Source organism: Paenarthrobacter nicotinovorans, from assembly GCF_021919345.1.
GTDB lineage: Bacteria > Actinomycetota > Actinomycetes > Actinomycetales > Micrococcaceae > Arthrobacter > Arthrobacter nicotinovorans.
Map to the genome: position 1 here is coordinate 131,794 of NZ_CP089294.1, position 15,243 is coordinate 147,036.

Genomic DNA, 15,243 nt, shown 5'->3' on the forward strand with positions numbered 1-15,243 from the left:
GCCACCGGAGGGCAGTCAATGAGGCAAGCCTTTGCCGTCGTCCATTCCGCGCTCAGCGATCAGCCAATTTCCGTCGACGTGGCTATTGCGGCTGTGGATTCACGTACGTCTGGAGCAGTGGTGAGTTTTTGTGGAGTGGTGCGCGATCACGACGGCGGCAAAGCAGTCGACCGACTGAGCTACACCGCTCACCCCACGGCACACCAGGCCCTAAGCGACGTAATGGAAGCGGTTGCTGCCAAGTACTCGTTCAGTGACGAGGCGGAGGAAGGCGTTCCCGTGCGAATCTGGGCGGCGCATCGTGTGGGCGCACTCCAAATTGGGCAAGCGGCACTCGTTTGTGCTGTAGCCGCCGGACACCGGGGACAGGCATTCGCCGTGTGTTCGGAACTGGTTGACCGCATCAAGGAAGAGGTACCCATTTGGAAGGAACAGTTCTTTTCCGATGGAACCGTGGAATGGGTCGGTGCCGGTGGCGCAGGTTGATTTATTCCGCTTGTGCACCGGCGCGCTGCTGGCCGCAGGCGTCGTTGCAGCAGGACTGGCTGCTTGCGTTAACTCCACCCCGGACATAGCCCCGAGCGCGAGCACGGACGGACGCAAAGCGGCCGCCAGCTCCGTGACCGTTTACGCCGCCGCGTCGTTGAAGTCGCCCTTCACCGAGATCGCTTCCAAGTTCGAGGCCGCCAACCCGGGCACGAAGGTTACGCTGAACTTCGCTGGGTCCTCAGCCCTGGTCTCGCAGATCACCCAAGGCGCTCCGGCCGACGTATTTGCCTCCGCCGACAGTAGGAACATGGACGAGCTTTCCGCCGCCGGCCTCATTGACGGAACGCCGACCAACTTCGCCACGAACGTCCTGACGATAGCAGTTTCGTCAGCGGACCCGGCATCGATTTCATCCTTCGCGGACCTGGCGAAGCCGGGCATCAAAGTAGTTGTCTGCGCACCGCAGGTCCCTTGCGGCTCCGCCACACGGAAGGTGGAAAAGGCTGCCGGAACGACATTGATGCCTGTCAGCGAGGAATCCTCCGTTGCCGACGTCCTAGGCAAGGTCACCTCCGGGGAAGCCGATGCCGGCTTGGTCTATGTCACCGATGTCAAGACCGCGGGCGATAGGGTCAAGGGCATCACGTTCCGCGAGTCGGACCAGGCCGTGAACACATATCCGATCGCCGCTATGGGCAGCAGCAAGAACAAGGAACTAGCCAATGCCTTCATCGCCATGGTCACCGGCAGCGCAGGCAAGAGGGTCCTCGGTGACGCCGGTTTCGGTGCCCTCTAGGAAACGCTGGACAGCCAGCAAGACAAACGGGCAGAACACCGGCTACACCGGTTTCCCGCCGTGGGTTTTCGCCCTCGCGGCAGCAGGAGGGCTGTTTGTCCTGCTGCCGCTGGCCGCGATGGTGGCCAGGATCAACTGGGGGCAGTTCATCCCGCTCATCACGTCGGAATCCTCGCTGACGGCGCTCGGCCTTAGCCTGCGGACGTCGGCTGCTGGCACGGTGCTGTGCATCGTCTTCGGGGTACCGCTGGCATTCGTCCTGGCCCGTGCCAGCTTCCCCGGCCAGCGCCTGCTCCGGGCGTTCGTGTTGCTCCCCCTGGTCCTGCCCCCCGTCGTCGGCGGCATCGCGCTGCTTTATACTTTTGGCCGCCAGGGCCTGCTCGGGCGAACCCTGGAACTAGCGGGGATGCAGATCGCGTTCTCCACCACCGCCGTCGTCCTCGCGCAAACGTTCGTGGCGTTGCCGTTCCTGGTGGTGAGCCTCGAGGGAGCTCTGCGCACCGCCGGCATCAAGTACGAGGCGGTCGCGGCGACCCTCGGCGCCCATCCCACGACGGTGCTGCGTCGCGTCAGTATCCCGCTGGTCTTGCCCGGTATCGCCTCCGGATCCGTGCTGTCCTTCGCACGCTGTCTGGGCGAATTCGGCGCCACCCTCACCTTTGCCGGCAGCCTGCAGGGTGTCACCCGCACCCTGCCGTTAGAGATTTATCTTCAGCGCGAAACGGACGCCGATGCCGCTGTCGCGCTTTCCCTGCTGCTGGTGGCGGTGGCGGTAGCCGTCGTCGGGCTTTCCCGCCCCCGGCCCCGGCCGCTGGCGGAAGAGGCGGAATCAGAATGACCCTGGACTTCAACGCCTCGCTGCGCGCGCGCAACTTCAACGTTGCCTTCACAATGGAGGCCACGGAAACAGTCGCCGTGCTGGGTCCCAACGGGGCAGGCAAGTCGACGCTTCTGGGGATCCTCGCCGGGCTCATCCGCCCGGATAGCGGGAACGCCATGCTCGGCCGGAAACGGCTGTTCAAGCTCGACGGAGGCACTAACCACTTCCTGCCGCCTCATACCCGGGGAACGGCACTGCTCGCCCAGGAACCGCTGCTGTTTCCGCACATGAGCGTGCTGGAGAACGTAGCCTTCGGGCCGCGGGCGGCCGGCGCGAACCGGTCCAAAGCTCTGCAGACGGCACGGCACTGGCTTACAGAAGTGGAAGCCGCGGGGTTCGCCGATCGGCGGCCCGGCCAGCTCTCAGGGGGCCAGGCGCAGCGCGTCGCCATCGCGCGTGCCCTGGCTACGGACCCCGAGCTGCTGCTGCTCGATGAACCCATGGCAGCCCTCGATATTCACGCCGCTCCTATGCTGCGTCGCCTTCTGAAGCGTGTCCTAAGCAACCGCCGTGCCATCATCATCACGCACGATGTCCTGGACGCGCTCGTGCTCGCCGACCGGGCCGTCGTCCTCGAAGGCGGGAGGATCACCGAGGAAGGCCCCACCCGCCGGGTTCTGGAAAAACCGCGCAGCAAGTTCGCTGCCGGACTCGCGGGCATGAACCTGCTCCCCGGAACCATCACCGGCTATGGGCTCACATCCGACGGCGGACTGGACATTACCGCGCATCCCGAGGACGGGGCCGTCCCCGGCCAGAACGGCGTCGCCGTCTTTTCGCCGACCGCAGTTTCGGTCTTCCCGAGCGCCAAGCACGGAAGCCCTCGGAACTCGTTCGCCGTGAACATCACAGAGCTGGAACCCCACGGCGACCAGATCCGCGTCCACGCAGGCGGCCTGTCCGCAGACATCACCCCGGCGGCCTCGGCAGACCTAGGGCTCATGCCCGGGATGATCGTCTACTTCGTCATCAAGGCCACGGCCATAGCCGTCTATCCGGCGTAGCACACAAGACATGCAAAAGCCCCGTCTTCTCCCCGCCACAGTGCTGCTCCTATGCGATGGCGACACGCTCCCAGAGAGTACGCCTGCGGTGAGTAATGGCGCACAACACCGGCACTAAGCGCGGCAAGGTACGGCTATATCTTGGCTGCTGGTCCTTCCGTTTCAGACAACTGCCTTCAGAGAACGGAGTCGATCACTTCATGGTCTGCCTTCGCGGTCGCCGCAGGACCCGTTACTCCGCCGCATGAAAGCCCCACGTGCATGACCCTTAGCCTGTTAACGATCTCTCGGCTCCCTGACGGAGGCTTTGATGTCAGCTGACGGTGATAGTGCCCTTTTGCCGTAAAGGAATATTGATGGCCGCTATGAGAGGAAGGAGGCGCCGCGGACCTCTTCAAGTCGCACGGCTCGATTCCGACGTTCGACGGAAAAACCTCAGGTGTCTCCGAATCCATCGAATTGAACGGCGCTCTCTCCGCTCCCCTTCAGCGGGGATGTAGAAGTCCGGATCTGTGCCCCCGCGAGGAAGATAGACCTCCTCACACGGCGCTGGAAACGACGTTGCTGGTTTCGTATCGTTAGAAGTCATCTAATCCTCCTTCGGCCCTCCCTGAAGGGCGTTCTTGATGAACCTGCGTTTCACAGGGAAATTCTGGTTGGCAATGCTCAACCTATGAACGCGCCCCCTCGACCAGTGATGGATTCACGATAGCCTCAGCGTGGCTGAGCGTCTTTAGACGCGTCCGTCATATTTGTCGTTCTGGCAGGGTCGAGGAACCCTTTACTTCCCGCCAGGTGCATGATATGCATCATTGCGGCAGGCGAAGAAAGCACCCTGTGCCGTGGCAAGAGTTCGTCACATCTGCCTTTTACGTGAGCTATTTATGGATTCTTGCGAGTCACCGGTTGGGTGAATAGGGGCTTCTCTCCCTGCCTTTGCCACTTGTTAACGCTTGGTTCCACTCCGGAGGCGAACTTCCCTGGACCCTTTTGGATACATCGGTGACCAGCTAGTTCGAACAGTGACTATCCAAGCGGACGACTTCCGCTACGAGAGAAGAATAATCATTGCAGGCACTCGACCGAACTCCTGGGTCTGACGACATTTCCAGCACCGTACCCGTGGAGTCAGCAGGCTGGAAAGATCACGCCCCACATCCCTGATGGCGCACGAGGTCAACGGGGACTGCTGGATGTGCCCTTACTACGTACTGACCCATTCCAAGATCAGTGACCAAGATCCCCATGTCGTTGCGTTGTGCGGCCTGAGCCACCAGATTGATGGCGGCATCAACTGTTCGCCCCTTTTCGGCACCCTCGGTTACCGTTACCTCAAGCATTCCTGGAGACCTTGAATCTTCGTTCCGGACAGTTGGGGCATCCTGCCTTCTCGGATCAGAAGCCCTGCTTTGAAGGTAAAGACCGTTGTTCGTGGCCTCCGGCATGGTAGATCCTTCTTGTCGTTGTGAGGTCGGCGGGTAATCAAACTTGCGTGATTCCTTTCGCGAGGGCCGTGCTGCCGTCAACGCCTAGCGGGCATTAGACGGGTTGGGAGAGGCTAACTGAGTGACGTGGGGTTTAGGCCCGCATTTAGCTTCAGTCCAAAGCCGGCGCGGAAGAGCGGAACCGCCATGTCGAACGGCACATCTTCCCGTGAGGCCTCGATATCGGCCATGGACGACGGAAGGTCAAAAGGAAGGCTTCCCCTGAACGCGGTACGTCCAGTAAGTGCATCCAGCAAAACCTCGTCGCTACAGCCAAACTCACCGATAATGGCTGACGCAACGCCGATAAATTGGGTGAGCACTGCCGGGCGTTCCAGGTATACCGCGAGGTAGACCGGGGCTTTTTTGGCATAAGCGTCAATGCGCTCCACCGTCTCCTGGGAAAATTCGAGGGTCCCGCCATGGAAGAAGTCGCCGAGCGAGCCGCGACCGGGTTCGAAGGGCGCGTCAAGCCTCACCACAATGGCCTCAGCGTCCACGTCATTGTCAACGACAATTAGCTCGTTGCCTACATTTTGGGCTGACAACCCGTCAAGATACACACGGCTTCCGTGCCTAATGGGCAGTAAGGCCTCGTCTGCAGTGAGCAGCACCAGCGAATCTTTTTGAGCTACAACTCCTCTCTCGACGAAGACTGGCGAACCACACACTTCCAGGGTCCTTTCAAGATCCACACGCCGGTGTTCGAAGGCTCCCAGCCGAAATTTCTCACGCAGGAGCCGCAGCACTGATTGGTCGATGCGTTCTTCCGTTATGCGGCCGGAGTCGATGAGCTCCTCGATAAGGGCTGGGTTGCGGTCGCCACCAAACTGGTCCACGCCGACGTCTATTGCGATGGCAGCGCGTTCCTTTGGGTCGAGATGCTCAAGTCCCCAGCCATTTGGACCGAACGACAGCCCGCCGATCTGCTCTGCCTCAAGTAAATTCCAGTCTGTTAGAACGACGCCGTCGAAACCTAGTTCCTTTCGCAGGATGTTCTGTACAACAGGGGCATTGAATGCAAAGCCGACTTCTTCCCAGGATGTTCCCATCGGCTTCCCGTAGTACGTCATAACCTGCGATGCCCCTGCCGCAAATGCGCGCCGGAACGGGGCCAGATGCAGGTCCTGCATTCCCCCGGGGTACACCTGTTCCGGATATCGCGGATCGTGGGCGTCGTCCCCTTTGAGCTGAGGGCCTGCACCCGGGAAGTGCTTCACGACGGCAGCCACCGACTGCGGGCCCAGATGGGGCCCTCCCCGCAAGGCCTCAATGAACGCTGCGGTGAGCTCGGAGACGCGTTCGGGGTTCTCGCCAAAAGTCCCCGAACCGCGTGACCACCGTGGTTCACTGAAAATATCTGCCATAGGCCCGAGGAAGACGCGGATTCCCATGGCCAGCAATTCTTGGCGCATAGTGTCGGCGTAACTGCGGACGGTGGTAAGTTCTCCAGTCGCGGCGATTCCGGTGGTCTCCGGCCAGCGCGAAAGACTTCCTAGCGCCTGCCCGGTAAACGGATTACTACGGAAGCCATGCCGGGGGTCTGTCGAGAGGGTGACTGGGATAGCTAGCCGGGTTCCCTCGGCAATCTCCTGTAGAGTATTGTGCCATTCCGCAACGGAGAGACTGTCGTCGCCGGCGAGTACATTGAAGTGGGTGATGCCGATGTTGCCAACGTAAAGTTCCGCAGCAGCGAGTAGGCCACCATCACCTGGCGTGGTTGATGGGTGAAACATCAGGGCCGCTTTTTCAGCGACTGTCATGCGGCTGAGCAGGTCTTCTGCCCGGCGTTCTACGGGCAGGGATGGGTCACGATAATCATTCACAATGGCTCCGATCAGCGGGTCGAGCGTATGAAGAAGAGGGGCACGATGCCGAGCAACGTCAGAGCAGCGCCCACGGAGAGTAGTAAGGGGTAGTTTGGAGCTCCCCCGCCGACACGTAGCAGCAGCGGCGCGATAAAGGGCATGACCGAGAAGGGCAACGTGAAGGCGATGTTGGTGACACCGAGGTCACGCGCCGCTGTGTTGGGGTCATTCATGGTGGCTACGGCCAGACCGATGTAGCCGCCATAGAGCATTCCGCCGGCGATGCCGCTCACGATGCAAACACCGATTAGGAAAGGCACGATGCCTTCCGCGAACGCGATTTGGATGGTCCCGGCTGCCATAAGCACAGCCGTCGCCGCCAGGACCAACTTCCGGCGGCCCGTGCGGTCATTGAGCCAGCCTGCTATCGGCGCGAAGATCACCGCGAGGATGCCAGGGATGACGTAGGCCAGGGTGATGACACTCGGCAGTTCCTCTTCCGGCACTGCAATCCGGTCTTGCAGGAGATAGACAGTGTACGTCGAAACAACGCCCCAGGCGCACGTAACGAGGAACATTGCTACGAGAAAGGCGCTGAAGTCAGGGGACTTCCGCGGATTCACGTAGAAGCTTCCCAGAAACTCGCGGAAGCCGAAAGGACTGATGTCCCCCCTTGCTGGCTTGTCGTCGCGCAACAGTACGAGCAGCAGCCCGCAGAACACCACTGCGACCGCAACCGGCAAACCGAACTGGGCCAGCACATTTGACGGGAACCACTGCACGAAAAAGACGCCGACGAGTATTGCCGCAGAAGCGGCCATACCCGAAAGCGCTCCAACAAAACCCTGCTGTTTCTCGGGAATGCGGTCAGCGACGATGGCCAGGGAGGCAGCAATGGCGGCGTTTACGAACGCCTGCATCATGATCCATCCGAGCAGCAGCAGCGGCATTGAGTTGCTGAATCCGATGACAGCGGCCCCGGCAATGGTGCCGCTGAGCCCCACAACTATCCAGGGTCGTCTACGGCCAAACCTGCTTCGGGTCCGGTCGCTGAGTCGTCCGAAAAGGGGGTTTGCGAGCAAAGCGGTCAACGTGCCAATGCCGGCAGCCATCGAATAGCTCGTCGCTTTGCCTTCAGGGTCGAGCTCGTCGATACGCAACGCGAGGGTGACGGAGGCGGGCAAGTTAATCGACATCCAGATGCCGAACAGCGCGAGTACGTAGATTGCTATGAAGATGGGGCTGACGCGCTGCGGTGCGCTCGTAGCAGCCCCCGTTTCGGTAGCGCTAACTGGTACTGACATGAATAATCCTCAACATTGAGAGTAGTAGCTTGATCGGAAACGATACCGGAAACGTTACCGGAAACGCTCCCGATATACTAGAAAGGGTCGTTCGCAGCGATCCTTGCACCATAGGTTTTAAGATCGGGAGTACATGCCTCGTAAAGTCACATTGGCTGACGTCTCACGTGCGGCAGAGGTCGGGGTAGCCACCGTGTCCAGGGCCCTCGGGGACCATCCGGATGTCAGCGAGGCGACACGCCAGCGCGTACGGGCAGTGGCGCGGAGTCTTGGTTATCGTCCTTCCGCCACAGCGCGCGCGCTCCGCACCGGCGAGTACCGGGCGATAAGTGTCATCGTGCCCGATGCAGGGTGGGGATGGTGGGAGCCGGTCGTTCGTGCTGCATTCAAAGCCGCCGCCGAAGTGGGCTACTACCTCATGGCCCATCCCGTCGCCGGCACTAAAGGTGGAGCCGCCGCGATTGTCGAGGCACTTGCCAACGTACCCACCGACGGCGTAATCGTAATCGGGGTGCCGGATCAAGATGGCGTGCGCGAAGCATGTGACCGCATCGCACTACCTGCTATCGCAATTGATGATACAAGTCGCACTGTCCGGTTTCCGACGATTTCCGCACAGAACCGGGAGGGTGCCCGACTTGCGGTCGAGCATCTGATTTCTCTTGGCAGACGGTCGATCGCGTTGCTGCGACCAAACATCGGAGTGGAGACGGACAACTGGGGTGACGGGCTGTTCATTGACCACCGCACTCTGGGTTACCGGGACGCCCTGGATTCGGCCGGAATTGCCTTCGACGAATCGCTGATTATCGACTGCACTGATCCCTTCAACGAAACACGAAAGCACTGGAGGGAACTGGAAGCCGAACTTTCGACAGGCGTCAGAATCGACGCCATGTTCTGCGCTGCAGACACTATGGCGGCTGCCGCCCTACGGACCCTTCGTGCCCACGGGTTGAAAGTGCCAGAAGACGTATCGATCGTAGGTTTTGACGATGAGCGCGCCGCCATCCTGGTCGATCCGCAATTAACCACAATCCGGCAGCCCTACGAAGAGATGGGTTGCTACGCGGTTGAGTTACTACTGCGTAAAATTCAAGGCGAACACGTCGATATCCGCCGCTACGAGTTCGTCACGGAACTCGTCCGACGATCATCAACTGACGAGCCCGAGAGATTAGCAAAACCTGAGGCACAACGTAATGACCCGAAACCCGTCGGGGTTCAGCAGGCATAGCCGGAGGGTATGACTGAGTGCCTCGCGGCGGTAGACGTCGGTCGTCGTGACACGTCGGAGTGCGCAGGGTGTTGCGGCAGGCTTTTAGCTTCTTTAGGACAAGCGCGAACTCAGATATATTGCAGTCTCGGTACGCGCAAAGTGGCTTATGGTTAGCCCCCTGTCGACTCTTGGAACCCAAACGATCGCAGGCACGTCGAAATCCTGTTTCTGAACCGATTCCCGCCCGACAATGGGTTGGCCCGATTTGAGGGAAAAATACGGCTGGGGTCTTGGTTGGCCAAAACTAGTTGCTGGCCTGGGCGCCCTCTATGACGTCGTACAGTGCGGTCTGATGGTCTATATGCTGTAGTTCGTCAAGCCTTCTCCGCGACGTGAGAAAGGCAGGATCCTCATGCCAAGCCTCCCAGTCCTGTCGGCTTTTCCAAGTCCCGATGATGACACGAGTGTTAGGTGCGTCAGAGGGGGCGAGCAACTGACCGGAGATCCACCCCGCCCTATCGCGGGCTGATCTGAAGCGCTCGCGGATTAGTTGGTCCCACTCCTTCTCTGAGTTCGATTCAAGCTGCATAGTGCTAACGACGGTTATCATGCGACCTCCTTATAAGGATCTACCTCTACCACGAACGGTTAGTAGGTTCTTAAGGTTAGTTGCGGGCTTGTAAACGAAACAAGAGTGGCGCAGAAGGGAGTCGGTTTCGTAAGACCCGCGAAGGGATTCGGAATTTTCCCTTTTGCTGCGCCACAACCTTGGTCATCCACCAGTCATAAAAATGCGTCTACCGAGGGGACCCGCTCGACTTTGGAGCAGGTCCCCTCGATCATTGCCGAAAGAGCGGGTGCCTTACCGAAGTTTCTTACCGCTGTGCCGGCACTCGTTTCTTCTCTTTGGAACGGATAGATACTACTAAAGCGATGAGAAAGACCACGAATGTGCCGATCATGACGTACGGCAGTGCGTTCAGAGGTGCAGGACCGGGATTTATTATGCCGTTGAGGTATAGCCACAAAACAGTTGCTGAGGCTAATGCTGCTCCGACGTTGACGATGAAAGATCTGCTGCCCTTGGTCCGGTTCAGTAGAATGGCGCCGCCAATACAAATGAGGAAGTAAGGGATCACCCAGAAATAGACCAGCAATGTCGCGATGTAGCCGTTGATTTCCAATGGGCTCGCTGGAGTAAGCCAAAGCAGCAGGGCTGGTCCGATCAATGAGGGAACCCCGATGAAAGCGATGGCAGCGCCGGGGCTTTTGTGTAGCTTGTTGACCTTGACTAGTGAAGATGGCAGGAGTCCATCGGATGCGGCGCTGGCAACTACACGGGATCCGTAGTTGAAGAATCCGATAAGGCTGGCGAAGATGGCTACTGCCAGAACGAGGTCGCTGACGTTGGACAGAAATCCAACGCCTGCCGCTTCTGCAAGTACTGCGTTGGGGGAGATGCCCAGGGCGAGTTTGTCGGCTGCACTAACAAGGGTCGGTACCTGAATCACCGTGCCGGCCAGATAGAAGAGACCTATGCCGACGGGAATGACTATGATCGCGCGGGGGATGTTGCGGTTGGGGTTTTTGGTTTCGGCGCCGAGCGCGGCGCTGCCCTCGAAGCCGATGAAGTATGCCGAACCGATCGCCAGGCCCTGGAGGAAACTGTTGAGCGTGAAGTCGTTGAGGCTGAACTGTCCCGCCAAGTCGACGTTTCCGCTGAACGCGGTGGCTATCGTGATGACCAGCATCACCGGCAAGGAGATGACAGTGAGAATAACGCTGGATCGGACTGAAAGGTCAATCCCCCGATATGCAATGGTCATAGCTACCAATGTTGCTAGCACGTAGATCAACAGTTGAATTCCTGGTCCCGCCGCGTTTGCGACCCCTACCGACACTAGGAAACTTCCAAAAAAGACCCCCACCCCCACGATGAGCGACATGATCGCGACAATGTAGCCCGGGATCATCGCGGCGGCGATGACGAGGGTGCTCCATGAACCGAACGCGTGGCGAATGTAGGAGTAAAGCGACCCGGTTCCAATGAAGCGTCGGGCGAACACGGTAATGAACAGGCCAATGAGGGTGAATGCCACCACCGAGGCGGCCATCGCCAGCCACGAGGACCGCCCGGAGTAAGCGGCAAGGTATGCCGGCACTTGTGCCAGACCTACAGCTGGAACGAAAGAGGCTATAGAAAGGCCCATCACCTGACGTCCGGTTAAATGCCCTAACTGCAGGCCAGGGTTGGCAATATCACCCCCCGTCCTGCCTGTTTGGGGACCAACGGCCTCTCGCTGGCTCTCAGAAGAAGAAACTTGCAATGCAATACGCCTTTCAAATAGCTCGAGGAGCCGTTTGGCCACAAAGCTCGAGGTTTCGACAGCAGATGGTGATCGACTGCGAGAATTGGGAAAGTGCCTTTTCGTCTACCTTCAACACATCCTCCCGGGGAGTCCTCCATGACTCATTAGCATCCCGAAGGAAGACCGGCCTAGGCGCCGCGGCCTTGAATGCCCAGCGAGCAGATCGCCCGCCCTTTGCAGCCCTGCCTGCTTCTGTTCAACTGGATGCCTGCCCTCTATAACTGCAGCATTCGCTACACGGCGAAAAAGCGCTGACGTAAAGTTTTCGTGCTCCCCCACCAAAGACCAAGGGAAGCCGCTGACTCATGATCTTCTTTTTTTTGGCAAGGAATCGCCATAGACGGCAGGATAAATTTTTCCATCATTTTGACTGGACATGGTCTTGACAAGGACAAGTGTCCATGTCAGGGACAAAGAGCGATGTGTTCCGGCCTCCCCTAGTCCCGCAAAAATAACCCCCATTGACATGGACAGCTGTCCATGTATCAATAGGGTGATCACTCTCTCGAAGACGAGAATGCTGATTGTCAGCAGACAAAGGAGTTGGAATTGGTGTCATCAAAACTAGCCACCCCCCTTAGTATTCAAGGTGAAGTTATTTACCCTGATGACAGCGGATTTGATGCCATCGCGAATATTTGGGACGGCCGTCATTTGCAGCGGCCGTCGCTAATTGCCCGGTGTCTGAGTGCGGGCGACGTTGCGAAGTCCGTCCGCTACGCATGTGACAACGGCCTGGAGATCTCGGTTCGATCCGGTGGCCACAATCCGAATGGCTATGCGACCAACGACGGTGGCATCGTCTTGGACCTCAGACTCATGAACAGCATCCACATCGACACCGCCGGGAGTCGCGCGCGGATCGGGGGTGGCGTAATCAGTGGCGATCTCGTGAAGGAGGCGGCCAAATTCGGTCTAGCGGCAGTCACCGGCATGCATCCTAAGGTCGGGTTCTGTGGACTAGCGCTCAATGGGGGCGTCGGCTTCCTCACCCCCAAATATGGTCTCGCCAGTGACAATATCTTGGGAGCGACTCTGGTGACCGCAACTGGTGACGTTATCTACTGCTCTGATGATGAACGCCCGGAATTGTTCTGGGCGGTTAGAGGTGCGGGCCCCAACTTCGGTGTCGTCACAGAGGTCGAGGTCCAGCTCTACGAGCTACCGAGGAAGATGCTCGCCGGATTCATTACCTGGGCCCCCTCGGTCAGCGAACTCGCAGGGCTCCTGACATCCCTCCTTGATGCGCTCAACGAAATGGCGGATCACATCTACCCCAGCGTTTTCGTCGGCGTGGACGAAAACAGGGCACCTTCCGTTACGGTATGCGTGGGGCACCTCGGAGGGCTCGATATCGCTGAACGGGACATAGCACGGCTTCGGGGTCTGGGTCGGACGGTGTCCGATTCGATCGCCGTCCGATCATATGACGAGGTAGTGGCTCTTAACGCTGAGGTGGGCAGTTTCGAGGACGGAATGTCCAATCTCTGGATCGACCGGGAGATCGCGATGCCGAACGCTCGTTTCGCCGAAGCGATTGCAGGCAATCTTGACAAGTTTGTTAGTGAACCCGCAAGCGGAGGCTCCGTCAAACTGGAGATCGAGGGAATGCCGTTCGGAAACCCCAAGAGGACGCCCGCTAGACATCGCGATGCGATGGGCGTGCTGGCCCTGGCGGAATGGAGCGGGGCGGCTCCTGGAAGTGAAAAGTACCCCGAGTTGGCACGTGAACTGGACGCCGCGCTCCTTCGCGCAGGCGTGACGACTTCTGGGTTTGGACTGCTAAACAACAACTCAGAGGTCACAGCAGAGATGGTCGCTGAAGTTTATAAGCCGGAAGTTTATTGTCGTCTTGCGGCAGTCAAACGTGAATACGACCCTGAGAACCGTTTTCGTCACAACTACAATATAGATCCCGAGGGATCTTGAAACAGCCCCCACAGCCCCTGCACTGACTGCGGGTGCTTTGACGGATTAAGAAGAAGTGGGAGCTACGGGAAAACTATTCCGTCTCCTCCGATGCTGAACGCAGTTATACCGCTGGCCATGCACCATTGAAACGTCCTCGCTAATGGGATCATTTAAGGGCGAGGAGCGACCTTCACTGAAGGTAAGCCATGGTGCCGGCTAACTTTGCCGTTCAGGCTTCATTTTCCCTGGCACGGCCTGCACGGAACGGGCTACCAAAAGCTGTAGCGTTCTGGCATCTGAGCAGCGTCTGACCTTAGAAGCATGGAGAGCCCGGCCGCAGATGTCGCCGTTACAGATCTGGTGGCTCGTCTCGTGAAAGGGACCGTGCATCAGATCCTGTCTTCTACGACTGACGGCAGGCCTCCAGGCGGGTGAGCGGCGGGTAAGCCCTGCCGCCGAATGGGCGCGTCGCACTTGAGCTGACTAAACAAAAGCTTTCCCCTCTACATACAGAAGGTGATACCTATGTCTGAGTCCTCGCTAACTCTTCCTGGGCGGAAGGGCCTGCGGGCCCGCGATACCGTTGCTATGTGTACACCCCTCTTGAACGTCGTTTTTGTCGTCGCTGGGTCAACGGCCGGGGCACTCGGCATTTGGGGTGCCGCGGTGGTGTGCATTGTGCTTGCCGTGGTATCACTGTTGCAGAACTATCTTTTTGCAGAAATGGCTGCAATGTTCCCCGGCAAACCAGGTGGGGTCGCTCTGTTCGCAGCGGAAGCCTGGAAACAATTCTCTCCATTGCTTGCATCGGTTGCCGCGTTTGGATATTGGTGCGGCTGGGGGCTGTCTCTGTCTCTGGCTTCTTTGCAGATCGGCCAAATTGTCACAGCGCAATGGTTCCCCGCAGCCACGAACCTCGACGTTAATCTGGGCATTGCCTCCATAGGTCTACCCCAGATACTGGCGGCAGCAGTTATGATCACGGCCGTGGGTGCCAACCTCTTGGGACTGAACGCCACCGTAAACCTGAATAAGGTGGTCGCCGCGGCCATGGTCTTCGTCCTGGCCGGATTGCTCGTACCGCCGGTGATCTTCACTGAATGGTCGACTGCGAGCTTCAGCTTTAATCTTCTCGGCGAAGGAAGCAGCGTAGTGTCCGTGCTGGTTTGGATGTACGTGGGTGCTTGGTCGATTTACGGCAGCGAGCTATGCGCCACTTTTGCCCCCGAGTACCGCCGGCCCGTGCGTGATGTCAAGCGTGCGCTCAAGACCATGGCGATGATTTATATTTTGGTCTACGCACTTGTACCGATAATCACCGCCGGCGCGATTGGGGAGCAGGGAGTCGTCACCGATCCGGTGAACTTCGGTGTCAATTTCTACTCGCAGATGCTCGGTGAGCCCGCCGGCGGAGTAGTAGCGGTCATTCTGGTTGTTGCCACCTTTGCCGCACTCTTGTCTTCTTCGGCGGATGCCTCCCACGCTCTCAAGGGCCTTGCCCAAGAGAAGCTGACCATCAGTCAGCTCGCACACACGAACCGGCGGGGTGCTCCGTCTGGCGCATTGGTCTTCACGCTGGTCGTAAACCTCGTTGTGCTCTTCTTTGTGGGCAACATAGTGGCAATAATTATCGCCGCCAACCTTGGCTACATGATTTCCGTTACCCTTGCCACGGCCGGCTTCCTGATCATGCGCAAAACTCACGCTCACATTCCGCGCCCCATCAAACTGGGACGTTACTGGGTCCCTGTCGCAGTCGCGGTTACAGCTTTCAACGCAACCATCCTCATAGCCGGCGCATTCAATCCGGGTCTTGCCGCCGGTGGCCAGGGAACGGAAATCCTCATCGCCCTCCTCCTACTTCTTCTCGGCGGCCTGTTTTACTGGGTTCGGTGGCGCTTCCAGGCAACTAAAGTTGCTGATTACAAGAGGCACTCGGCCCAATAGTCTGAGCGAAGAAAGACGTCGGCAGAAAGCGG

11 protein-coding genes are annotated in these 15,243 nt (G+C 58.9%); 7 read left to right on the forward strand and 4 right to left on the reverse strand.

Features of this window, described 5'->3' with window-relative positions; all coding sequences use genetic code 11:
• Window positions 1-18 precede the first annotated feature (18 nt).
• The 4 genes from JMY29_RS20735 to JMY29_RS20750 are packed head-to-tail and all read left to right on the forward strand — an operon-like array spanning window position 19 to window position 3,169.
• Window positions 19-486 (forward strand): molybdenum cofactor biosynthesis protein MoaE, encoded by a 468-nt coding sequence (locus JMY29_RS20735; RefSeq protein ID WP_016359472.1) that lies wholly within the window; start codon window positions 19-21, stop codon window positions 484-486.
• Entirely contained in the window at window positions 446-1,285 is an 840-nt protein-coding gene (modA, locus tag JMY29_RS20740) for a molybdate ABC transporter substrate-binding protein (RefSeq protein ID WP_229778672.1), read from the forward strand. The genes JMY29_RS20735 and modA overlap by 41 nt, the downstream gene beginning before the upstream one ends.
• Window positions 1,212-2,123, forward strand: coding sequence for an ABC transporter permease (locus JMY29_RS20745; RefSeq protein ID WP_233461530.1), 912 nt, complete (start codon window positions 1,212-1,214; stop codon window positions 2,121-2,123). The genes modA and JMY29_RS20745 overlap by 74 nt, the downstream gene beginning before the upstream one ends.
• The gene (locus tag JMY29_RS20750) at window positions 2,120-3,169 is read left to right on the forward strand and encodes a sulfate/molybdate ABC transporter ATP-binding protein (RefSeq protein WP_016359475.1); all 1,050 of its coding nucleotides are present in this window, start codon (window positions 2,120-2,122) and stop codon (window positions 3,167-3,169) included. Before JMY29_RS20745 ends, JMY29_RS20750 begins: the two co-directional genes overlap by 4 nt.
• A 1,558-nt stretch (window positions 3,170-4,727) precedes the next feature.
• Here JMY29_RS20750 and JMY29_RS20755 read toward each other — a convergent pair.
• Both JMY29_RS20755 and JMY29_RS20760 read right to left on the reverse strand, forming a co-directional pair.
• A complete protein-coding gene (locus JMY29_RS20755) occupies window positions 4,728-6,479 on the reverse strand; it encodes a glycoside hydrolase family 3 protein (RefSeq protein WP_016359476.1) in 1,752 nt (583 codons plus the stop codon).
• Window positions 6,480-6,490: 11 nt separating this feature from the next.
• Window positions 6,491-7,765 carry an MFS transporter gene (locus JMY29_RS20760; RefSeq protein WP_016359477.1) on the reverse strand — a complete coding sequence of 425 codons (1,275 nt, stop codon included), beginning with the start codon at window positions 7,763-7,765 and terminating at the stop codon, window positions 6,491-6,493.
• Window positions 7,766-7,898: 133 nt separating this feature from the next.
• Here JMY29_RS20760 and JMY29_RS20765 point away from each other — a divergent pair, with 133 nt between their 5' ends.
• Window positions 7,899-9,002, forward strand: coding sequence for a LacI family DNA-binding transcriptional regulator (locus JMY29_RS20765; protein ID WP_016359478.1), 1,104 nt, complete (start codon window positions 7,899-7,901; stop codon window positions 9,000-9,002).
• A gap of 286 nt (window positions 9,003-9,288) precedes the next feature.
• Here JMY29_RS20765 and JMY29_RS20770 read toward each other — a convergent pair whose 3' ends face one another.
• Both JMY29_RS20770 and JMY29_RS20775 read right to left on the reverse strand, forming a co-directional pair.
• A complete protein-coding gene (locus JMY29_RS20770) occupies window positions 9,289-9,594 on the reverse strand; it encodes an antibiotic biosynthesis monooxygenase family protein (protein WP_016359479.1) in 306 nt (101 codons plus the stop codon).
• A 265-nt stretch (window positions 9,595-9,859) separates the two neighbouring features.
• Window positions 9,860-11,353, reverse strand: a complete 1,494-nt coding sequence (locus JMY29_RS20775; protein ID WP_016359480.1) for an APC family permease — start codon at window positions 11,351-11,353, stop codon at window positions 9,860-9,862.
• A gap of 552 nt (window positions 11,354-11,905) precedes the next feature.
• On the opposite strand from JMY29_RS20775, the gene JMY29_RS20780 reads away from it, so the two are divergent.
• Window positions 11,906-13,282: an FAD-binding oxidoreductase gene (locus JMY29_RS20780; RefSeq protein ID WP_181968447.1), complete on the forward strand. Its 1,377-nt coding sequence runs from the start codon at window positions 11,906-11,908 to the stop codon at window positions 13,280-13,282.
• A 507-nt stretch (window positions 13,283-13,789) separates the two neighbouring features.
• Window positions 13,790-15,211, forward strand: a complete 1,422-nt coding sequence (locus JMY29_RS20785) for an APC family permease (RefSeq protein ID WP_189076536.1) — start codon at window positions 13,790-13,792, stop codon at window positions 15,209-15,211.
• Window positions 15,212-15,243: the final 32 nt, after the last annotated feature.